Raw genomic sequence first — 21302 nt, 5'->3', positions numbered from 1 at the left:
GGAGGCTCAGCGGGTGGAGGCGCTCCTGCCCTCACGCGGTGCGGTAGTCCCACTCTCCCGTAGCGGCGGGCTCGTCCGTTCGTGCCCGCGCCTGAATCCGGCAGGGCTGTTCTGTCTCAGGTGACGAGGTACGGCGAAGCTGTGGAGGTGGTGACCGCTTGGCAGGCTGGGCGGGCTGGACCATGTCGTCGTTGGCGAGGGGCTGCGGCCGCGCCACCTCTACCGGTCCCTGGCCACGCTCTCCAGCGCGCTCGGCAACGCGGTCCGGCAGCACCGCCACGACCTTCGTCACACCGGGCTCACCTGGTTCGCCGACGTCGGCGTCCTGGTGTAAGTCCTCTGCGCGAGATCGCCGGGCGTGGGTCGCTCACCGCCACCCAGCGGTACCTCCGCCCCGACGTCCGCCGGATCACCGCCGACGCCGCCGCCGCACTGACCGCCCACCTCAGCGAGCTCCGCGCACCTCGATCGCCGCCGAGCCCGATCGTGGTCGCCCGCTGGCGCGGTCAAGGCGGGTTGATCCCCAACCGGTCCCCAAAAACGATCAAGGGGCCGTTTCAGATCTCTCTGAAACGGCCCCTGACCTGCGACTTCGTAAAGTCGGGACGACAGGATTTGAACCTGCGACCCCTTGACCCCCAGTCAAGTGCGCTACCAAGCTGCGCCACGTCCCGATACCCGCCTGACCTGGGGTTTCCCCCTGGCCGAACGCGCATGAGAACAATACCGCACTTCGACGGGTGGTCACGAACGGCTTTGCCTGCTTGACCTCAACCATGCTTGATGTTCAACGCTGGATTCATGACGAACACGACTGCTGTACGGACGGGCGACTACCGCGACATGAACAGGCTGATGAGCCTGATGACCGGGGACGAGAAGCACGGCCCCGCCGCGACCTCCACGCTCGATGCCCTCTGGGTGCTGTACGACAGGGTGCTGCGGGTGACGCCCGCCACCGTCGACGCGCCCGACCGCGACAGGTTCCTGCTGTCCAAGGGGCACGGGCCGATGGCGTACTACGCGGTCCTGGCCGCGCACGGCTTCTTCGGCGAGGAACTGCTGTCCGGGTTCGGGGCGTACGACTCACTGCTCGGGCACCACCCGGACGGGACGTTGGTGCCGGGGGCCGAGATCGGCAGCGGATCGCTCGGGCACGGGCTGCCGCTGGCCGTGGGGTGCGCCCTCGGGCTGCGGGCGCAGGGGCTGACCGGGCCCAGGGTGTGGGTGCTGATCGGGGACGCCGAGCTGGACGAGGGCAGCAACCACGAGGCACTCGCCTACGCGGGCCCGGCCGGGCTGGAGCAGCTGCACACCGTGGTGATCGACAACGCGTCGTCGTCCTACGGCCTGCCCGGCGGGATCGCGGCCCGGTTCGAGGCCGCGGGCTGGTCGGTCGACTCCGTGGACGGGCCGGACCACGAGGCCTTGTACGCGGCCTTCACGGCGCCGCACCCCGGGCGGCCGCGGGCCGTGGTCGCACATGTCGACCCCAAGAACTGAACACACCGGGCGAGGACCAGGGACACAGGGACCACAAAACGGAAGAGGGGCCTTACTCATGGACACGATGCGTGACCGCTTCATCTCGACCACGTCGCAGCTGCTGGACGAGAACCCCCGCCTCGCGCTGGTGCTGGCCGAGATCAGCCGCGACGGCTTCGACCGGGCCGCGCGGGCCCATCCGGACCGGGTCGTCAATGTGGGCATCAGGGAACAGCTGCTGGTCGGGGCGGGCGCCGGGATGGCGCTCACCGGGCTGCGGCCGATCGTGCACACCTTCGCCAGCTTTCTCGTGGAGCGGCCGTTCGAGCAGCTGAAACTGGACTTCGGCCATCAGGGCATGGGCGGGGTGCTGGTGAGCGCCGGGGGTTCGTACGACTGGCCGGCGGGCGGCTTCACCCATATGTCACCGGGCGATGTCGCGCTCCTGGACACCCTCGACGGCTGGACGATTCAGGTCCCGGGCCATCCCGACGAGGCCGAGGAGCTGCTGCGGCAGGCCGCGGCCGGGGACGGCCGGGTGTACGTACGGCTGTCGCTGCAGTCCAACGAGCGGGCGCGGCCGGTCGGCGCGGGGACCGGGTTCGCCGCGGTGAGGGAGGGCGAGGGCGGGGTCGTGATCGCGGTCGGACCGATGCTCGACAACGTCCTCGCGGCGACCGAGGGCCTCGATGTGACCGTGCTGTACGCGACGACGGTGCGCCCGTTCGACGGGGCCGGGCTGCGCCGCGCGGTCGGTGTTCACGGGTCCGCCGATGTGGTGATCGTCGAGCCGTATCTGGCCGGCACGTCCACGGCTGAGGCCAATGACGCGCTCTTCGACGTGCCGCACCGCGTTCTGGGCCTCGGGGTGGGGCGGGGCGAGCTGCGCAAGTACGGAGAGATGGACGAGCACCTCGCCGCGCACGGACTGGACGCGCGGGGGCTGCGGGAGCGGATCGGCGCGTTCCTCCGGCGGTGACGGGGCGGCGGCCCGGGGGCAGGGTGTCGGCGGGCCGGTGCTGGGGGCCGGGTACTGAATGCTGGGTACTGGATGCCGGGTACTGGATGCCGGGGAAACCGCTCTCCCCCTGCCTGTGCCTGAGGCCCCGACGTCACAGCGTGCGCTCCCGGCCCATTGACCCCATCAAGACCTGAACCTACTCTGAACGATGCACTTCAGAAAGCGCTTTCTAAATCCCGCAGTCGGCATCTACCGCACAGGGAGCGCCCATGAGTCATCGTCCACTGCCCAACCGCCCCTTACTCGGACACCGCTTTCCGTCACCGCTCATCGCCGTCACCGCGCTCCTGGCGCTGGTCGTCGGCCTCCTGGCGGCGTCGCCGCCCCGGGCTCACGCGGCTTCCTTCCGGGTCCTGGTCTACTCCGAGGTCACCAACTTCAGGCACGACTCGATTCCCGCCGGAGTCGAAGCGATTCAGAAGCTCGGCGCCGAGAACGGATTCGAGGTCGAGGCGACCGACGACTCCGCCGTCTTCAATGACACCGATCTCGCCCGCTTCCAGGCCGTCGTCTTCAACAACACCAACTCCACACCGGAGACAGGTGACTTGCTGAGTGCCGACGAGCGGGCCGCCCTGCAGAAGTTCATACGCGGGGGCGGCGGCTGGGTCGGGCTGCATGCCGCGTCCGCCAGCGAGCGCGACTGGGACTGGTACGAGGGACTGGTCGGCGCGATCTTCGACCAGCATCCCGCCGTGCAGACCGGCCGAATCAAGGTCCTCGACCATGCGCACCCGTCCACCAAGGGCCTTCCGGACCTCTGGGAGCGCACGGAGGAGTGGTACAACTGGCGCACCAACCCGACCTCCAAGGTGCACACGCTCGCGCAGATCAAGGTGCGCGACGGCATCAACGGTCTGGACGAGGGCGTGGACCATCCGTGGTCCTGGTGCCAGAACTACGACGGCGGCCGCTCCTGGTTCACAGCGGGCGGGCACGCGTCCTCGGCATTCCAGGAGGAGGGCTTCGTCCAGCATCTCCTCGGCGGTATCGAGTGGGCCGCGGGGGCGAAGCCGGGTGACTGCACGGCCACACGTACCGGTTCGTTCCAGCGGACCGCGCTGGCCACCAGCGATCTCGCCGACCCCTTCGAGCTGGCCGTCGCCCCCGACCGGCGGGTGTTCTTCGCCCAGCGCACCGGGAAGCTGAAGGTCATCGACCAGCAGACGATGAAGGTGTCGACCGCGCTGGACTTCGCGTACACGCCGGAGATGACCAGCCAGTCCGACGGGCTGCTCGGCCTGGCGCTCGATCCGGGCTTCGCGGACAACAACTGGCTGTACCTGCTGCACTCGGACAAGACCGAGAAGCAGCTCAACCTGTCCCGCTTCACCGTCACCGGCAACACCGTCGATCCGGCATCGGAGAAACGGCTGTTGACCATTCCGACCTGGCGGGGCGAGGGCCGGGCCAACTCCCATATGGCCGGTTCGCTCGCCTTCGACAAGGACGGCAATCTGTACGCGGCGACGGGCGACAACACGGACCCGTTCGCCTCGGACGGTTTCAACCCGATCGACGAGGGCGAAGGCCGGCGCGCCTGGGACGCCCAGGGCACGGCGGGCAATACGAACGACCTGCGCGGCAAGATTCTGCGCATCACACCGAAGGACGACGGTACGTACGCCGTTCCCGAGGGGAATCTCTTCGCACCCGGTACGCAGAAGACGCGTCCGGAGATCTACGCGATGGGGATGCGCAACCCCTTCCGGATCACCACCGATCCGCTGAGCGGCGCGCTGATGGTGGCCGACTACGGTCCGGACGCCAAGGAGGAGGTCGCCGATCGCGGACCCGAGGGGACCGTCGAGTACACCCGTATCACGGAGGCGGGGAACTTCGGCTGGCCGTACTGCATCGGCAACAACACCCCCTTCAACGACTACGACTTCACGACGAAGACGTCGGGCGCGAAGTTCGACTGCGCGGCGCTCGTCAACGACTCGCCGAACAACACCGGGCTGCGGGAGCTGCCGCCCGCCCAGCCCGCCACCGTCTGGTACGCCTACTCCGCGTCCGCCGAATTCCCGGAACTCGGCACCGGGGGCGGTGGCCCGATGAGCGGTCCCGTCTACGACTACGACCAGGACAACACCTACCGCACCAAATTCCCCGAGTACTTCGAGGGCAAGTGGATCAACTACGAGCTGACCCGACGGTGGTTCAAGACGTTCTCCTTCCAGCAGAAGGACCAGACGTTCGACGATCCCCGGTTCGCTCCGGTCAAGGCCGGTGAACTCCAGTCCGTCAACGGCATCTTCCAGGACATGGAGTGGAACCAGCCCTTCGACGCCGACTTCGGCCCCGACGGGGCGCTGTACGTCATCGACTTCGGGCTCGGCAGCGGTACGGGCCGTGGTGGCAGCAACGAGGGCGCGGGAATCTACCGCATCGACTACGTCGGTGACGGAAGGCTGCCCGACGCGAAGATCACCGCGAGCCGGGACAACGGTCCGGCGCCGCTGACCGTCGGCTTCTCCAGCGCGGGTTCCGGACTGCCCGGCGGCCAACAGGTCTCGTACGCCTGGGACTTCGACGGGAACGGCAGCACCGACTCGACCGATGCGAACCCCTCGTACACCTACCGCACGAAGGGGCTGGTAACCGCGCGGCTCACGGTCACCGGGCCCGGTGGCCTCACGGCGCAGGCCGTGCAGGACATCACCGTCGGCAACACCCGGCCGGAGGTGACGGTCAAACAGCCGCCGAACGGCGGGGTGTTCAGCTTCGGCGACACCATTCCGTTCACCGTCAAGGTCAAGGACAAGGAGGACGGGAGGAACGGGCCGATCGACTGCTCTCGGGTGGTCGTGCAGTCGCAGCTGGGCCATGACACCCATCTGCATCCGCTGGACAACTACACCGGCTGCGCAGGGGAGATCGTCACGGACGCCGGGGACAGCCACGGCGCGGGACAGAACCTGTACTACGGGATCACCGCCCAGTACGAGGACAAGGGTGCCCCTGGCGCGCCCGCGCTCACCGGCTCCACGTCGCTCACCCTGCGTACCGCATTCCGCGAGGCCGAGCACTTCACGACGACCGGCGGAACACACGGCGGCGCGGTGATCGCGAGCAGGGCCGATGCCTCCGGCGGGAAGCGGCTGACCGAGATCGAGGACGGTGACTGGGTCGGTTTCGATCCGGTGAACCTCAGGAACATCGGCTCGGTGACCGTCGGTGCGGCCTCCGGCGGAATCGGCGGGAGCGTCGAATTCCGGGCCGGGTCGCCGACGGGCCCACTGCTGGGCAAGGTGACCGTCCCCAACACCGGCGACTGGGGGAAGGTCGTCTCACCGACGACGACCCTCACGGATCCCGGCGGCACCACAAAGCTGTACGCGGTGTTCAGCAACCCGGAGTGGAGCAGCGACAAGGCCGATCTGCTCGCCGTCGACTGGCTGCACTTCAACGGTTCCGGCGTCGAGAAACGACCCGGTACGAGGGTCTCGGTGAAGGCGGCTCCGGCGACGGGCACCGCACCGCTCGCGGTGTCCCTGAGCGGTGTCGTCGAGCCGGTGGCCGGGCGCACGATCGCCTCGTACCACTGGGACTTCGGCGACAACACCAAGGCGGAGGGCGCGACGGCCACGCACAGCTATGACCGCAAGGGTGCGTACACCGCGCGTCTGACAGTCACCGACGACAAGGGCGACACCAGCACCGGTTTCATACGCATCGACGTGAGTTGAGAGGGGAGACCCGCATGGACCGCACACGACGTACCTTCCTCGGCGCGGCCGTCGGCGTTGTCGCAGCCGCAGGACTCGGCACCACGTCCGCGTCCGCCGCCGAGGCCCGGCGCTGCCGCCGCATCCCGCCGTCCGGGATCGGCATGCATCTCTACACCATGCGCACACCGTTGGCGACGGACTTCAGGGGCACCCTGGAGCGGCTCGCGGAGATCGGGTATGCCACGGTCGGGGTGAGCGGCCGGCACGGCAACAGCGCGGCCGACATCCGGCGGATGCTCGACGAGACCCGGCTCAAGGCGGTTCTCGAACATGTCGGGTACGACATCGTGAGGGGCGCCGGTCTTCCGCAGGCGCTGGAGGACATCCATACGCTGGGCGGCAAGTGGATCGTCGTTCCCAGCCTGCCGGGTTCGCTGCACAGCCCGGCCGGATACCGGGAAGTGGCCAAGGAGTTCAACCGGGTGGGGCTCGCCGCGCGCGAGTCCGGGCTGAAGCTGCTCTACCACAATCACGGGTCCGACCATCAGGTGGTGGACGGTGTCAGCCTGTACGACATCCTGCTGACCGAAACCGACCCGGAGCTGGTCGGTTTCGAGCTGGATCTGTACTGGGCGGCCAATGGCGGTGCCACGGCACCGGGCGAACTCTTCGTACGGCATCCGCGGCGCTTCCCGGCGCTGCATGTGAAGGACATGGCGCCGGACGGGGACTTCGCGGACGTCGGTTCGGGGGTGCTGGACTTCCCGGCGATGTTCGACACGGCGCGGCAGGGCGGTGTGAAGCAGTGGCTGGTGGAGCACGACGCACCGGCTGATCCGTTCGCCTCGGCGCTGGCGAGCTATACGTATCTGTCCCGGCTGCGCTACTGAGCCGGCAGGTGCGGTGAGCGGCCCCGGGTTGCGCGTGCCGCAGCCCGGGGCGGCTGCGCATTCAGTGGGAGGCGAGCAGCTCCCCGTACCAGGCGAGGGTCGAATCCAGGTTGGTGGACAGGGAGTTGGGGGCGAGTCCGTATGCCTTCTCGATGGCCGAGGAGTCGACGATCTGCGCCTCTGTGTGCTGGTAGAACATCTCGGCGTACTCCGCCATGAAAACCTCGTCGAAGGGGCCGAACGGGCGCGGTTCGCCGACGACCGTGAGGTTCAGAGGGCGGCCGGTGCGTTCCTCCATCATCGCGAAGATCTGACGTGTGGTCAGCGCGGGAGCGGTGGGCAGGTGCCAGACCCGGCCGTCGCCGTCCGGATTCTCGCCCAGCGTGGCGAGCCCGGCGGCGACGTCGCCGATGTAGGTGTAGCTGTGCGGCAGGTCGATGTCACCGAAGGCCGGGACCTCTCCCCCGGTCAGCGCGGCCGGGAAGACGGCTCCCCCGAGGGTGGAGTTGAGGACTCCGGGGCCGACGAAGTCGGCGGACCGGCCGAGGACGACAGGGAGCCGGCCGCCCTCGTGCGCCGCGAGATAGCGGGCGTCCAGTTCGGCGCGCATCCGGCCCTTGCGGGTCGTCGCGTTCCACGGGGTGTCCTCGGTCATGACGGCGCCGTGCGTCTCGCCGTACGGGTAGAGCGTGTCGAGGACGACGAGGCGCGCGCCGACGGCCTCGGCCGCCGCGAGGACCGCCTCCTGGATGCGCGGCATCACCTCGACCTGGAGGTGGTAGCCGACGTTGACGCAGTGATACACGACGGCGGCGCCCCGGACCGCGGCACGGGCACCGTCCGCGGTCGAGACGTCGGCGGCGTACCGCTCGACACCCTCGATCGCGGGTCCGCCGCCGGTGCGGTCCACGAGCCGGACCGGGTGGCCGCGGCGGGCCAGTTCGACGGCGAGCGCGGTGCCGGCCGGGCCGGCGCCGAGAACTGCCTGGAGATCACGTACTTCGGTCATGGCATGCCCCTTGGGTCGACTCGGGATGGACTCTTACTGCTTCTTGCAACTGTTAGAGACCATAACTCTTGCGATGATCCATCACGAGCGCCGCTGTTAGACTCCGTAACAGAAGTGAGTCCACCTAGCGGAGGGGAGCCGGTGATGGTCCGAACCCAGCAGGGGCCGCGCTCCCGGTACCGGGAGCAGACCCGGTCGGAGATCAAGGAAGTCGCGCTTCAGCAGCTCGCCGACGGCGGGGTCGGTGCACTCGCGCTGACCCGTATCGCCAAGGAGATGGGCCTCTCCGGACCGGCGCTCTACCGCTATTTCGCCAGCCGCGACGATCTGCTGAGCGCGCTGATCCGGGATGCGTACGACGATGCCGCGGCGGCGATGACCGAGGCGGCGCAGGGCGCTTCGGCCGCCGCGCGGAGCCCGCGCGCGCGGCTGCACTCACTGGCGGATGCCTATCGGGCCTGGGCGGTCGGGGAGCCGCATCGCTATCTGCTGATCCAGGGCGCGCCGGTGCCCGGCTATGTGGCTCCGGACGACACGCTGGACCGGGCCCGCGCGGTCCTCGGGCCGTTCCTGGCTGTCTTCGCGGACGGCACACCGGGGACCGGGGTCGCCGCGGTGGTGGCGGAGATGACGACGTGGCTGGGCGCGGACGAGGCCGTGGGCGCGTGGGTGGCCACATACGCACCGGCGGCGGCCGGAGACACCGGGAGATCGGCGCAGGCGTTGGCGGGTGCGGTGCTGGCGTGGGCGCAGCTGCACGGTTCGGTGGGGCTGGAGGCCGCCGGGCAGTTCGCGGGGATGGGCCACAGCGGCGCGACGTTGCTGAGGGCTCAGGCGGAGATGCTCGCGGACGCGTTCGAGCTGAAGTGACGACGCCACCGGTGAACCGACCGGCAGCCAGACCCTCCCGTCAGTCGGTCGGAGGTGACACAAGAATCCGCTGGTGGGCGCGGACCCGGGCCGCCCGAGCCCGGGTCTCGCTCCGGCAGACCGGCTGAGTGAGCAGGTCTCAGTCGTGCGCCGAGGCCGCGCCCAGCAGTTCACGGATGCGGGCGGCCGCGTCCCGGAACTCCGGGCGGCCCAGCGTCTCGCCGTATTCGCGTTCCGCGTCCAGCCCCACCTCGATGATCTCGGAGATCGTGCCGGGACGCGGGCTCATCACCACCACCCGGTCGGCCAGGTAGACGGCCTCCGAGATGGAGTGGGTGACCAGCAGGACGGTGGTGCGGGTCTCCCGCCAGATGCGGTTCAGCTCCATGTTCATCTGTTCGCGGGTGAGGGCGTCGAGCGCGCCGAACGGCTCGTCCATCAGGAGCACCGGCGGTTCGTGCAGCAGCGCCCGGCACAGCGCCACGCGCTGCTGCATTCCGCCGGACAGTTCGTGCGGGTACGCGTCCTCGAAGCCGCCCAGGCCCGTCATCCGGATCAGCTCGTCGGCCCTGCCGCGCGCCTGCGCCGGGGGCATCCTCCGGATCTCCGCCTGGAGCAGGATGTTGCGGCGCGCCGAGCGCCACTCCAGGAGGGCGGCGCGCTGAAACACGTAACCGATGTCGTGCCGCACCCCGTTGACCTGATCGCCGCCCAGCCGGACCTCGCCCGAGGACGGCTTCAGCAGTCCGGCGACCAGCTTCAGCAGGGTCGACTTGCCGCATCCGGACGGTCCGACGATGGCCACGAACTCGCCGGGCGCCACATCGAGCGACACCTCGCGCAGCGCGGTGACATCACGCTTCCTGCTGCGGAACCGGACCGCCACATCGGTCAGTCCGACGGCCGCCGCAGCGGTGACGGCAGGGGCCGGTGGCTCGGTCCGTGTCGCGTCCTGCTTCGGCATCGTCATCCCTTCAGCGCCGTCTTCTCGTCCCAGTAGTCCGCGACGGCCTTCGGCTTGCTGACCATGCCCGCCTCGGCGAAGACGTCGATGGTCTGCTGCCAGTCGGCCTCGTTGTTCACCCCCGGAGCCTTTCCTTCGGTCGACGGGGTGTGCAGGAGGGTGAGCGTCGTCTTGAACTGCTCGGCCAGGACGGTGGCCGGCGGCAGCTGCTCCGAGGCCCCGTCCATCGCCGCGACCGCGGGACCGGGGGCCTTCTCGGCGGCCGCCCAGGACTCGCTGACCGCCTGCACCATGCGTCCGGCGAGTGCGGATTTGGTGGTGAGGATCTTCTGTCCTGCGAGCAGTCCGTTGGAGTAGAAGTTCAGCCCGTTCTCGGAGAAGCGCAGATACGAGACCTGCTTCTTGGCCTTGTCCTGCATGGTGGGGCCCTGGTCGCTGGCGTAGCCGAGGAGTCCGTCGGTCTTCCCGGAGATCACCGCGGCGATCTTGCCCGCCGGGTCGGTGTTCTGGACCTTGACGTCCGACTCGTCGAGACCGTTCTTCTTCAGGAAGATCGGGAAGGTCTTGGAGAGCGCGTCACCCGCGGTTCCCGCGATGGTCCTTCCCTTGAGATCCGCGGGCGACTCGATGCCCTTGGCGTCGAAGGACTGCACGGACGCGGGGGTGGTCTGGAGGAAGACTCCGAGACTCTTCACCTGCACGCCCTGGTCGACACCGGCGAGCAGCGCCGGGGTGTCGGCCCAGCCGAAGTCGGTCTGGCCCGCGGCGGTGGCCTGCACCGTCTTCTGCGAGCCCTGGCCCGCCTGGATCGTCAGGTCGATGCCGTGCTTCTCGAAGATCTTCTGCTGCTTGCCGTAGTAGAACGGCGCGTGTTCGCCGTACGGATACCAGTTGAGCGTCAGTGTGACCTTGTCCAGCTTCTTGCCCGATTCGCTGGTGGTGGTCGATGCGTCGTTGCCACCGCAGGCCGTGGCCACCAGGAGGAGGGGTACTGCACCGATCAGGAGTCTGCGCGCATGCATGGGCTGGCCCTTCTCGCGACGAAGTCGGTACGGCGGAGTCAGTACGTGGTGGTGGCGGAGGTGTTTCGGCGGCTGGCGTGCCACGGGAGCAGCAGCGTTTCGGCGATCTCCACGGCGACGAAGAGCACGACGCCGATGAGTGACATCACGAGCAGCCCGGCGAAGAGCATCGGGGTGTCGAGGTTGCCGTTGGCCTGGAGGATCACATAGCCCAGACCCTCGTTGGCCCCGACGAACTCACCGACGACCGCGCCGGTGACCGCCAGGGTGACGGCGACCTTGAGCCCGGAGAAGAGATGCGGGAGCGAGGACGGGAAGCGGATCTTGAGGAAGGTCTGCCAGGGCTTGGCGCCCATCGTCGCCGACAGCTGGAGCATCTCGGGGTCGACCGCCTTGAGGCCGGTGACCATGGAGATCACCACGGGGAAGAAGGCGATGAGCACGGCGATGAGAATCTTCGGCCCGATGCCGAAGCCGAGCCAGACGACGAACAGCGGGGCGATCGCGATCTTCGGCACGACCTGGGCGAACAACAGAATCGGATAGAGCGTGCGCTCGACGGTCGAGGAGTACACCATGACCACGGCCGCCAGGACGCCGACGGCCACGGCGATCAGGAAACCGAGCAGTGTCTCGTACGTGGTGACCCAGGTGTGCTGCCAGAGGTAACTCGTCTTTCCGGTGAGGACGTCGAGCGTCGCCCCGGGTGACGGTACGAGGTAGGGCTCCACCAGTTCCGCCGCCGAGATCACCCACCAGGCGGCGAAACAGGCAAGGAGCAGGGCGAGCGGCCGCCAGCTCTGCTCGGCCACCCGCGCGAACCGCTCTCCCGCCGAGGGACCGGACCGCCGGACAACTCCCTCCACAACGGGGGGACTTTTGGTCAACGCACTCTGGCTCACTGTTGACTCCCTGCGCTTCGGGGGCAGTTGTGGAGAGCTGTGCGATCCTGCGGTGACGAGAAGGCGCTTTCAGAAAGCGCTTTCTGATAGGGTTTTCGCCACGCTAATCACTGCCTGTACGCATGGTCAATAGGTCGTCGGCAAGTTTCGGGCCCGCCACCACCGCACCCTTGGGGGTCGAGTTGAGCGAACGGGGAACACCGCACCACCCGGGACCGCACGAGGACCTCCTCGTGACCACGCATGTGACTCTCGACGCCGTGGCCCGGGAGGCCGGGGTCTCCCCCGCCACCGCCTCGCGCGCCCTCAACGGCACGGCCCGGGTCCGCGACGAACTGCGCGAGCGGGTCCGGGCGGCGGCGGACCGGCTCGGATACATCCCCAACGCCCATGCGCAGGCCCTCGCGAGCTCCGCCAACAACCGTACGGTGGGGGTCATCTGCCATGACGTCAGTGACCCCTACTTCTCGGCCGTCTCCAGCGGCGTGATGCGGGCGGCGGCCGAGCAGGACCTGCTGGTGATGCTGGCCTCCACCTTCCGGGAGCCCGCCCGCGAGATCGCCTACGTCTCGATGCTGCGGGCCCAGCGCGCCCGGGCGATCCTGCTCATCGGCTCCGGCTTCCAGGACCGGGCGTGGGAACGGGCCCTGGATGCCGAACTGGAGCCCTACGTACGCGGCGGCGGGCGAGTCGCCGTCGTCAGCCGGCACCGCAGCCTGCGGGTGGACACCGTACAGCCGGAGAACCGCGCGGGGGCGGCCGCGCTCGCCCGGACGCTGGCGGGGCTCGGGCACCGGTCGTTCGCCGTGCTCACCGGGCCGCCCGCACTGACCACGGTCTCCGACCGGCTCGCGGGCTTCCGGGAGGGGCTCGCGGAGTCGGGGATCGCGCTGGACCGGGTCGTGGAGGGCGCGTTCACGCGCGACGGCGGGTACGCGGCGGCCCGCCGTCTGCTGGCCTGCGACGGGCCGCGGCCGACCTGTGTGTTCGCGGTCACCGATGTGATGGCGGTCGGTGCGCTGGCCGCGCTGCGCGAGGAGGGGTTGCGGGTGCCGGAGGACGTCTCGCTCGCCGGGTTCGACGACATTCCGCTCGTACGGGAGCTGACACCGGCGCTCACCACGGTGGCGCTGCCGCTGACTTCCATGGGCGAGGACGTGATCGCGCTGGCGCTGCGGGAGCGGTCCGCGGGGCGTCGGGCCCGGGTGGTGCGGGTGGCAGGAAAGGTGGTGGTGCGGGCGAGCACGGGAACGCCGCCGGTGGGGTGACCGGCGGCGTTCGGGCGCTGGCTCGGCAGGATCCGGACGAAGGACCCTACGGGTGGACGAGCACCTGGGAGAGTGCCACGCGTCCGGTGCCGGACCTCACGGTCTTCACCGTGCGGGTCCGGCTGTCCAGGTTCCGGACGGCCGGGCGCAGCGCCTTCCCCGGTCGGCTCCCGCTCGGCCTTTGTTCGCGGACCGGCCGCCCGGACTCTCGGACCGGCTGCGCGGACCCGCACGGTCAGATTCCGAAGCTGTTGTCCTCCCGCCGGTGGATGTGCCCGACGAGTTCCTGAGCCAGGGACTTGATCGTGTCGAGGCCTGCCCTGCCCCATGGGCGGGGCACGGTGTCGACCGCGCAGACGGCGCCCAGTGCGATGCCGGTGCGGTCGATGAGGGGCGCGCCGAGGTAGGAGCGGATGCCTATTTCGTCGACCACCGGGTTCCCGGCGAATCGTGGGTAGTCGCAGACGTCCTCCAGGACGAGCGCCTTGCGCCGTACGACGACATGCGGGCAGTAACCGCGGTCCATGGCCACATACCGGCCGCCGTGACCACTGCCCGCGGCCGCGGCGCCCAGGTCGGAGCCCTTGCGTGTGCCGGCCGGGGTGTGCAGGCCGGCGAAGAACTGCCGGTTCCCGTCGATGAAGTTGACCATCGAGAAGGGAACCTCGGTCACTTCGGCCACCCGGTCGGCGAAGGCGTCGAAGTTGTCGAACGAGGCATCGGCACGTTCTCCGAGGCCCAGGGTCCGCAGTCGCTGGGTACGGACGAGGGCGTCGCGGTCGACCGGCGTGAGCAGCAGCCGACCGGAGGCATGCCGGGTCACGGGTGGGCCCCGAAGCCGGACAGCGGGGCCGGGGCGGAGGTGGCGTTGATCAGGTGCTGGACCAGCGTGACCAGTGCGCCGGTGCCCGAGCTCGCGATCCGGGCGTCGCAGAGCACGACCGGCACGTCCGGTCCCAGGTCGAGTGCGCCCCGTACCTCCTCCGGCGCGTAGCGGTAGGCACCGTCGAACTCGTTGACCGCGACGATGAATCCGATGCCGCGCCGCTCGAAGAAGTCGACGGCCGCGAAGCACTCCTCAAGCCTGCGGGTGTCCGCGATCACGACCGCTCCGAGCGCCCCCTGCGAGAGCTCGTCCCACATGAACCAGAAGCGCTCCTGGCCGGGGGTGCCGAACAGATAGAGCACATGCTGCTCGTCGAGCGTGATGCGGCCGAAGTCCATCGCCACGGTGGTGGAGGTCTTGGACTCGATGCCGTCGAGGCTGTCGGTGGCGGCGCTCACCTGGGTCAGCAGCTCTTCCGTGCTCAGCGGTGCGATCTCGCTGACCGCGCCGACGAACGTCGTCTTGCCGACGCCGAACCCGCCTGCGACCAGCACTTTGAGCGCGACGGGAAAGAATTCGGAGCCTGTGCCGCTCTCGTACGCGGCTGAGCTGCCGAATCCGTCAGAGCTGTCGTCGTAAGCCATCGAGCACTGCCTCCAGCAGAGATCGGTCGGTGGGCACGTCATGGAAGGCGGGCGGGTGCGCGGTGACTGCCCCGCAGTCCACCAGGTCGGAGACGAGGACCTTGGTGACGACTGCGGGCAGCCGCAGATGGGCGGCGATCTCGGCCACCGAGGTGGGGCCGCCGCACAGCCCCAGCGCGACGGAGTGCTCGGGACCGAGATGCATCTGCGGCTCGGTCCCCGTGGCCATCACCAGGGAGAGCAGATCCAGCACGGTCGTCGGACGGGTGCGGCCGTTGCTCACGGTGTACGGGCGGATGAGCCGGCCTGCCGCGTCGTCGAGCAACGGCCCGTCCTGCGGAACCGACACCCTCACAGCCCCGTGGCGCTCGGTGTCCCGGCGGTCTGTCTCGCCGGAGTCATCAGATAGGGCCGTACGCTCTTGACCAGCATGGTCATCTCGTAGCCGAGCACTGCCGCGTCCGCCTCGCGGCCGGCGAGCACGGCGAGGCAGGTGCCCGACCCTGCGGTGGAGACGAACAGCAGCGTCGAGTCGAGCTCGACCACCACCTGCCGTACGTCGCCGCTGTCGCCGAAGCGGGCGCCAGCGCTGCGGCCGAGCGAGTACAGGCCGGCGGCCAGCGCCGCCATGTGGTCGGCGCTGTCGGCGTCCATGCCGTGGAAAGATTTCACCAGCCCGTCGGCGGAGAGGAGAACTGCGCTGCGTGTGTACGGCACGCGCTGGACCAGTCCGCTCAGCAGCCAGTCGAGGTCCGGGACCTGACCGGCCGACATATCGGTCGCCATGGTGCATCTACTCCTTGGAGGTATTCGCTTCGAGGGGATCGGTGACCGGGACCGCGTCCGGATCCGGGGCCCGGTCGGGGTGGTGGGCGGCGAGGGCCGTGGTGAGTCCGCGGACCGGCAGTGGGGCGGGCGGGGTCCGGGGCTGCCGGGTCTGCCGGGTCTGCCGGGGAGCCGATTCGAGGCCGGTGTCCGGGCCGCGGTCGGTGTCCGGGCTCTGCTCGGTGTCCCGGCTGCGGTCGATGTTCTGGCTCCGGTCGGTGTCCGTCTCGGATTCGGTACGGGCTTCCGCGAGTTCGATGCCCCGCCGGAAGGCCGCCATGAGTCCCGGGTCGTGCAGAGCCTGTTCGTCCTCGGTACGCGGGGCCGGTGCCTCCCTGAGCTGCGGAACCAGATGCTCCTGGTTGGCGCGCCTGGGAAGTTGGGGACGGCCCATGGTGCCGCGTACGACTCCGGGCTCCGTCCGGAGCATCGCAGGAGCTTCGTCCGTGCGCCGGACTCCGGGGAGGGCCTCGGCCGGTGTGGGGCGGTCGAGGCGCTCGGCGCGCAGGGGAAGCGGCGGGGCCTCGCCCTGGTGTCGCCCCTGCTGGGGCGGCTGATGCAGGCGAAGCGGTTGGCTGGGTACATACGGCTGCTGCCGGTCGGCGCTCGTCTGCGCGGCCGGTGCGGGCGCCGGGGCCTGCGCGGGGCCCGGTGTCCCGCTCGGTCCCTGGCCCTCTGCCGTGCCCGGACCGTGGTGCAGGCCCGGGTTCGGCCTGCGGTGGCCTGCGGTGTCGTCCTCGGCAGGCGGGCGGTGTGCGGGCCCCGGGGGCGGGACCGGGGCGGCGTCGCCCCCGGCCGGCGCGTCCCCGCCCACACCCAGCAGGGACTGCGGGAGGACGAGTACGGCCTGAGTGCCTCCGTAGATGTTGCTCTGCAGCCGGACCGCGATGCCGTGCCGTCGGGCGAGTGACGCGACGACGAACAGGCCGATCCGGCCGTCCTGGAGGAGGTGGGCGACATTGACCTGGTCGGGGGCGGCGAGCAGGGCGTTCATCCGCTTCTGCTCGTTGCCCGGCATGCCCAGGCCCCGGTCCTCGACCTCCAGGGCCAGTCCGGCGGTGACCTGCTGTGCGCGCAGCAGCACTTGGGTGTGCGGGGCGGAGAACACGGTGGCGTTCTCGACCAGTTCGGCCAGCAGATGGATCACATCGGCGACGGCGTGTCCGCGCAGGGTGCCGTCGATCGGCGGTACCAGCTTGACCCGTGGATACTGCTCGACCTCGGCGATCGCCGAGCGCAGGACCTCGGTCATGGTGACCGGGTTGCTCCACTGCCGCCGCGAGACGGCGCCGCCGAGCACGGCGAGATTCTCGGCGTGCCTGCGGATGCGGGTGGCGAGATGGTCGACGTGGAAGAGCCCTTTGAGCAGATCGGGGTCCTCGACCTGGTGCTCCAGCTCGTCGAGCAGCTGGATCTCGCGGTGCACGAGCGACTGCAGCCTTCGGGCGAGGTTGACGAAGACCTCGACCTTCTGGTCCTCGCCGGTGTGATCGAAGAGCCGGGCCGCCTGCACGACCGCGGAGACGGCGACTTCCTGCTGGCGGCCCAGTTCCTGCGCGAGCAGCTCGAAGGCGTCGCTGCCGGGGGCGGCGGGGTGCGCGGGCCTCCGGGCGGGCACGGATTCTCCGTTGCGGAGCTGTTCCACCACCCGCTGGAGCTCGGCCTGGCCCTGTGCGCTGACCCGGCGGAGCGCCAGACAGCGCCCGAAGACGGTGGTGGCGACGCGGTTGGCGGCGAGGTACGCGGCCACCACGGCGGCGACGGCCAGCGCACCTGCCCCGCCCAGCGCGGTCCACAGTTCTGCGGACAGCGGGGCTCCGGTGGAGCGGACGGTGAAGATGACCGCCGCGGCTCCGCTCAGCACGGCAGCAAGGGTCGGCAGCACCGCGGTGCGCAGGAGTTGGGGGCGTATACGCGCCTCGGGGGACGGCTGGGCGGGGCGCGGCCTGGCCGTGGCCGAGCGGGAACGGGCACCCGGTCGGCCGTGCCGTCCGCCCTCTCGGCGTTCCGGTCGCGCTTCGGGTGCGCGAAGTTGAGACATCAGCGTCCTCGGTACGTGGGACACCAGGAATCGGCGTTCATGCGGTGGCACCTACGGTGGTCGGTCAGGCTCGGTTCATCGGTCGGGCAGGCTCGAAGGACATGAGCCCACCGTTGATCACCGGGCACACACGGTAGTCGTCAATCACTCATGTGCGACGGGCAGTTGTCGAACTTGCCCGCCATCCGTCCCGCTCTGGTATGACGTCTCGCACGAGAGACCGATTACGCCGCATTGACACCGGGTCGGCGGACACCCCGAACGGCCTACTTGAGCGAACCCCTGATCGCACACCGGCTCCGGCCCGGCGTGACGGACGTCCCGTTCGCCGAGAGTGTGACCACCGGAACGACAAAGCCCCACCCCGGCCTTGAGCCGTAGGGGTGGGGCCTCGGTGTCAGCGCGTCAACGCTCTCCCGCGAGATCGAGATCGAGGTTCGCCTGCGGTACGTCCGCTGCCCTGGTACGGCGCCAGGGGTGTGCGATCGGGGCGGCCACGGCGCGCCACCAGGGATCGACGGGAAGGATCCCCGCGGGTTCGAAGGGCTCGCCCGGCCGGGGAAACGCGGCCGCCTGCCCGGCTTCCTCGGCGGCATCCCTGGTCCACTCGCCGGGCTCGGCCCATGCGTGCGGCGCGAGGTTGAACGTGGCCCAGTGGATCGGGAGCAGCGCGCCGTGCGGCTTGCCGCCCTGAAGGTCCAGATGGGCCCGCATGCCCTCGGCCGGGGTCATGTGGATGTCGGGCCAGTACTCGGAGTATGCGCCGATCTGGATCATCGTCGCGTCGAACGGGCCGTGCTCGGCGCCGATGTCCTTGAAGCCGGGGAAATAGCCTGTGTCACCGCTGTGGTAGATCCGGTGCTCGGGCCCCGCGACCGCCCAGGAGGCCCAGAGCGTGTGCTGCTGATTGCGCAGGCCGCGGCCGCAGAAATGCCGGGCCGGGGTCGCGGTGAGGCTGATCCCGGCGATCTGCGCGGTCTCGTTCCAGTCCAGCTCGCGCAGCTGGTCGGCGGACACGCCCCACCGCTCCAGGTGGGCGCCGACACCGAGCGGGACGGCGAACACCGTGTCCGTACCGGCGAGGGACCGGATCGTCGGCAGATCGAGGTGGTCGTAGTGGTCGTGCGAGATCACCACCGCGTCGACGGGGCCGAGCGTGGCGAGGGGCAGCGGCACGGGATGCAGCCGCTTGGGCCCGACGAAGGCGAAGGGCGAACAGCGCTCTCCCCACACCGGGTCGAAGAGGATCCGGCGGCCGTCGATCTCGGCGAGCACGCTGGAATGGCCCATCCAGGTGAGCCGCAGCCCGGTCGCGGGCGGCTCGGCGAGGTCGGCGTAGGTGGTGGCGTGGACGGGCATGGTGCCGGCCGGTGCCCTGCGCGCCCGCTCCTCCTTGCGGAAGTAGACCTTCGCGAGCTCCAGAGTGGATCCGGACGGCCTCGTCCGTGCGCCCACCGGGTTCTGGAAGACGCCGTCGGCGAAGTTGGGCGAGCGGCGGATACGCTCCATGCGTGCACCGCCCGGGTCGGCGCCGAATGCGGCGGGTCGCAGCGAACGCAGCCGGGTGCGGAGCGGAGGCAAGGGGTCAGCGCCGGTCACAACATCTCCTGAGGGAGTCGGTGTCATCTCATTATGGGCGGGGGTATGACAGTGCGAGAGCGGAACGGCCGAAGGACCGGCCACCGGGCGCGGCTCCGTCAGCCACGCGGCTGCCCGTACGCGTGCTCGACGTGCAGCCGCAGCACGACACGGCGGTCCCGGACCATCGCGGCGCGGTAGTCGTCCCAGTCGGGGTGTTCGCCCTGGACGTCGCGGTAGAGCGTGATCAGCTCCTCCACCGTCGCGTCGTGCGGGTCGGCCGCGACCGAGGTCAGCTCGGCCGTGCCGTCCACCACCGTCCACGCCCAGCGGTCCGCGCTCGTGACGTGGTAGCTCGCGCGGGGGTCGCGACGGAGGTTCTTCGTCTTCGCCCGGTCCTCGGTGATCGAGACGCGGACGATGCCCTCGTCGGGGTAGTAGAAGTGATTGACGTTGGACAGCTGGGGCCTGCCGTCCCGCTTGAGCGTCACCAGCACGCCACCGCTCTCCTGCGCCAGCAGCCCGAGGAGCCCCGGCTGCCCGGGCAGCGCGTCCTGCGGTGCATCGATTCCCGTCATGCCGAATCCAACGTTCATGCCCGTCACAGGATTCCGCATTCGGCCGGGTTCTCCCCGCGAACCACCGACCGATGCGGTCCGGCCACTGAACGACGATTCAGCAGTGGCCGCCATTGACAGGGGTGCTCCCGCCTCCCGATACTGACCGGCGATTCAGTATCGGGAAGCAGCGGGAGGGAGACGGCATGCCCGAGAAGCCGCGAAGTACGTCGTCGAGCGGCGGCGAGGCCGTTCCTCCCGGCCTGAGCGGCGCACAGGCTCACCAGCGCGTTCGAGACCTGGCGCCGGCCGGCGCGGAGGCCGCGTCCCCGCACCGGCAGGCCGTAGCGCTCGCGCGCCCTGTCCCCGGCCCTGACCACCCCCCGCACCGACCGTGATCACCGACCGTGACCGAGGAGACCCCCCGATGACGACACCTCCGGTGTCCCGCCCTACCGCCCCGCTCATCTCACTCACCTGGACCGACCACGTCACCGGCCGCCAGGGACATCTGGTCGTGGACCGGCTGGTGCGCGGTGTGTCCAGCGGCGGGCTGCGGATGCGGGCGGGCTGCACCCTGGACGAGGTGGCGGGGCTGGCCCGCGGGATGACCATGAAGGAGGCCCTGCACTTCGACGCCGATGACACGGGGGCCCGCTACATACCGCTCGGCGGCGCGAAGGGCGGCATCGACTGCGACCCGCGCGACCCGGAGGCGTACGGCGTTCTGGTGCGCTATCTGCGGGCCGTACGCCCGTACGTCGAGAACATGTGGACGACGGGCGAGGACCTGGGACTCACCCAGGACATCGTGGACCGGGCAGCGACCGAGGCAGGGCTGGTCTCCTCGGTCCAGGCCGTCTATCCGCTGCTCGACGACGAGGCGGCGGCCCGGCAGCGGCTGGCTGACGCGTTCGCCGTCGAGGTGGACGGCATCGGGCTCGACGAACTGGTCGGCGGCTGCGGGGTCGCCGAGTCGGCGCTCGCGGCGCTGGACCGGGCAGGCGTCCCGTACCGGGGGGCAAGGGTCTCCGTACAGGGTCTCGGCACCATGGGCGGGGCGACGGCACGGTTCCTGGCGCAGGCCGGGCTGACGGTGGTCGCCGTGGCCGACGTCAAGGGCACGATCGCCAATCCGGCCGGCCTGGACGTCGAGGCGCTGCTGGCCGCCAGGGACGGGTACGGGACGGTCGACCGCGGCGCGCTCCGGGACGGTGACCAGGAGCTGCCCCCGGACGCCTGGCTGGAGCAGGAGGCCGAGATTCTGGTGCCCGCGGCCGTCTCGTACGCGATCGATGCCGTCAACCAGTACCGGATCCGGGCCCGCTGGGTCGTCGAGGCGGCGAACATGCCGGTGCTCGCGGAGGCCGAGGAGCTGCTTGCGGCACGCGGGATCACGGTGTTGCCGGATGTGGTCGTCAACTCCGGTACGAACGCCTGGTGGTGGTGGACCCTGTTCGGTGACATCGGCGCGGACGCCGACGAGGCGTTCGGGCACACCCGCCGCGCCATGCGGGCCCTGATCGACCTGATGCTGGCCCGAGCGGAGGCCGACAGCTGCACCCCGCGGGCCGCCGCCCACGCCATCGTCGCCGACCGGCTGCCGGTGATGGCCGAGCGGTTCGGCTGGTACCGCTGATCCCAACCGCGCGGCCGGTCAAGGCCGTTCGGGGTGGCCGTCGACGCATGCGGCGTATAGCTGCCATGGCAGCTTCCCGCCAGCCCC

The 21302-nt window shown here is 70.1% G+C and carries 18 protein-coding genes and 1 tRNA gene; 7 read left to right on the top strand and 12 right to left on the bottom strand.

Annotated features, from left to right (window positions below; translation table 11 throughout):
- Positions 1 to 600: 600 nt before the first annotated feature.
- Positions 601 to 674: transfer RNA gene (locus OG507_RS37095), tRNA-Pro, on the bottom strand.
- A gap of 127 nt (positions 675 to 801) precedes the next feature.
- Between OG507_RS37095 and OG507_RS37090 the strand changes: the two genes are divergently transcribed.
- From OG507_RS37090 to OG507_RS37075, 4 genes are all read left to right on the top strand, one after another.
- Entirely contained in the window at positions 802 to 1503 is a 702-nt protein-coding gene (locus OG507_RS37090) for a transketolase (protein WP_327371482.1), read from the top strand.
- Positions 1504 to 1561: 58 nt separating this feature from the next.
- Positions 1562 to 2464, top strand: coding sequence for a transketolase family protein (locus tag OG507_RS37085; RefSeq protein ID WP_327371481.1), 903 nt, complete (start codon positions 1562 to 1564; stop codon positions 2462 to 2464).
- A 251-nt stretch (positions 2465 to 2715) separates the two neighbouring features.
- Entirely contained in the window at positions 2716 to 6198 is a 3483-nt protein-coding gene (locus OG507_RS37080; RefSeq protein WP_327371480.1) for a ThuA domain-containing protein, read from the top strand.
- A 14-nt stretch (positions 6199 to 6212) separates the two neighbouring features.
- Entirely contained in the window at positions 6213 to 7070 is an 858-nt protein-coding gene (locus OG507_RS37075; RefSeq protein ID WP_327371479.1) for a sugar phosphate isomerase/epimerase family protein, read from the top strand.
- A 61-nt stretch (positions 7071 to 7131) separates the two neighbouring features.
- On the opposite strand, the gene OG507_RS37070 is transcribed toward OG507_RS37075, so the two are convergent.
- Complete coding sequence (locus tag OG507_RS37070) at positions 7132 to 8079, bottom strand: NAD-dependent epimerase/dehydratase family protein (protein WP_327371478.1); 948 nt, start codon at positions 8077 to 8079, stop codon at positions 7132 to 7134.
- A gap of 144 nt (positions 8080 to 8223) precedes the next feature.
- On the opposite strand from OG507_RS37070, the gene OG507_RS37065 reads away from it, so the two are divergent.
- A complete protein-coding gene (locus OG507_RS37065) occupies positions 8224 to 8949 on the top strand; it encodes a TetR/AcrR family transcriptional regulator (RefSeq protein ID WP_327371477.1) in 726 nt (241 codons plus the stop codon).
- Positions 8950 to 9088: 139 nt separating this feature from the next.
- Here OG507_RS37065 and OG507_RS37060 read toward each other — a convergent pair whose 3' ends face one another.
- Genes OG507_RS37060 through OG507_RS37050 form a run of 3 tightly spaced genes read right to left on the bottom strand, consistent with a single transcriptional unit; the run spans position 9089 to position 11837 of the window.
- Positions 9089 to 9919 (bottom strand): ABC transporter ATP-binding protein, encoded by an 831-nt coding sequence (locus OG507_RS37060; protein ID WP_327371476.1) that lies wholly within the window; start codon positions 9917 to 9919, stop codon positions 9089 to 9091.
- The gene (locus OG507_RS37055) at positions 9916 to 10935 is read right to left on the bottom strand and encodes an ABC transporter substrate-binding protein (RefSeq protein WP_327371475.1); all 1020 of its coding nucleotides are present in this window, start codon (positions 10933 to 10935) and stop codon (positions 9916 to 9918) included. The genes OG507_RS37060 and OG507_RS37055 overlap by 4 nt, the downstream gene beginning before the upstream one ends.
- Positions 10936 to 10973: 38 nt before the next feature.
- Positions 10974 to 11837, bottom strand: a complete 864-nt coding sequence (locus tag OG507_RS37050; protein WP_327371474.1) for an ABC transporter permease — start codon at positions 11835 to 11837, stop codon at positions 10974 to 10976.
- A gap of 245 nt (positions 11838 to 12082) precedes the next feature.
- Between OG507_RS37050 and OG507_RS37045 the strand changes: the two genes are divergently transcribed.
- Positions 12083 to 13105, top strand: a complete 1023-nt coding sequence (locus OG507_RS37045) for a LacI family DNA-binding transcriptional regulator (protein ID WP_327372227.1) — start codon at positions 12083 to 12085, stop codon at positions 13103 to 13105.
- A 235-nt stretch (positions 13106 to 13340) separates the two neighbouring features.
- Here the strand turns inward: OG507_RS37045 and OG507_RS37040 are convergent, their stop codons facing one another.
- The 7 genes from OG507_RS37040 to OG507_RS37010 form a co-directional block, all read right to left on the bottom strand.
- Positions 13341 to 13928 carry a GAF domain-containing protein gene (locus OG507_RS37040; RefSeq protein ID WP_327371473.1) on the bottom strand — a complete coding sequence of 196 codons (588 nt, stop codon included), beginning with the start codon at positions 13926 to 13928 and terminating at the stop codon, positions 13341 to 13343.
- On the bottom strand, positions 13925 to 14575 hold the full coding sequence (locus OG507_RS37035) for a GTP-binding protein (protein ID WP_327371472.1): 651 nt from the start codon (positions 14573 to 14575) through the stop codon (positions 13925 to 13927). Before OG507_RS37035 ends, OG507_RS37040 begins: the two co-directional genes overlap by 4 nt.
- Positions 14553 to 14924 (bottom strand): DUF742 domain-containing protein, encoded by a 372-nt coding sequence (locus tag OG507_RS37030; RefSeq protein WP_327371471.1) that lies wholly within the window; start codon positions 14922 to 14924, stop codon positions 14553 to 14555. Before OG507_RS37030 ends, OG507_RS37035 begins: the two co-directional genes overlap by 23 nt.
- A 2-nt stretch (positions 14925 to 14926) precedes the next feature.
- Positions 14927 to 15361 carry a roadblock/LC7 domain-containing protein gene (locus tag OG507_RS37025; protein WP_327371470.1) on the bottom strand — a complete coding sequence of 145 codons (435 nt, stop codon included), beginning with the start codon at positions 15359 to 15361 and terminating at the stop codon, positions 14927 to 14929.
- Positions 15362 to 15368: 7 nt separating this feature from the next.
- Entirely contained in the window at positions 15369 to 17441 is a 2073-nt protein-coding gene (locus tag OG507_RS37020) for an ATP-binding protein (RefSeq protein ID WP_327371469.1), read from the bottom strand.
- 405 nt (positions 17442 to 17846) lie between these two features.
- Entirely contained in the window at positions 17847 to 19040 is a 1194-nt protein-coding gene (locus tag OG507_RS37015) for an MBL fold metallo-hydrolase (RefSeq protein ID WP_327371468.1), read from the bottom strand.
- Positions 19041 to 19138: 98 nt separating this feature from the next.
- Positions 19139 to 19597, bottom strand: coding sequence for a PPOX class F420-dependent oxidoreductase (locus tag OG507_RS37010; RefSeq protein WP_327371467.1), 459 nt, complete (start codon positions 19595 to 19597; stop codon positions 19139 to 19141).
- A 406-nt stretch (positions 19598 to 20003) separates the two neighbouring features.
- Here OG507_RS37010 and OG507_RS37005 point away from each other — a divergent pair, with 406 nt between their 5' ends.
- Positions 20004 to 21215, top strand: coding sequence for a Glu/Leu/Phe/Val dehydrogenase dimerization domain-containing protein (locus OG507_RS37005; protein ID WP_327371466.1), 1212 nt, complete (start codon positions 20004 to 20006; stop codon positions 21213 to 21215).
- Positions 21216 to 21302 lie beyond the last annotated feature (87 nt).

The organism is Streptomyces sp. NBC_01217, assembly GCF_035994185.1.
In the GTDB taxonomy this organism is placed as follows: Bacteria; Actinomycetota; Actinomycetes; order Streptomycetales; family Streptomycetaceae; genus Streptomyces.
The sequence above is the reverse complement of the archived record's forward strand: the minus strand, read 5'-3'. Positions and strand labels throughout refer to the sequence as shown.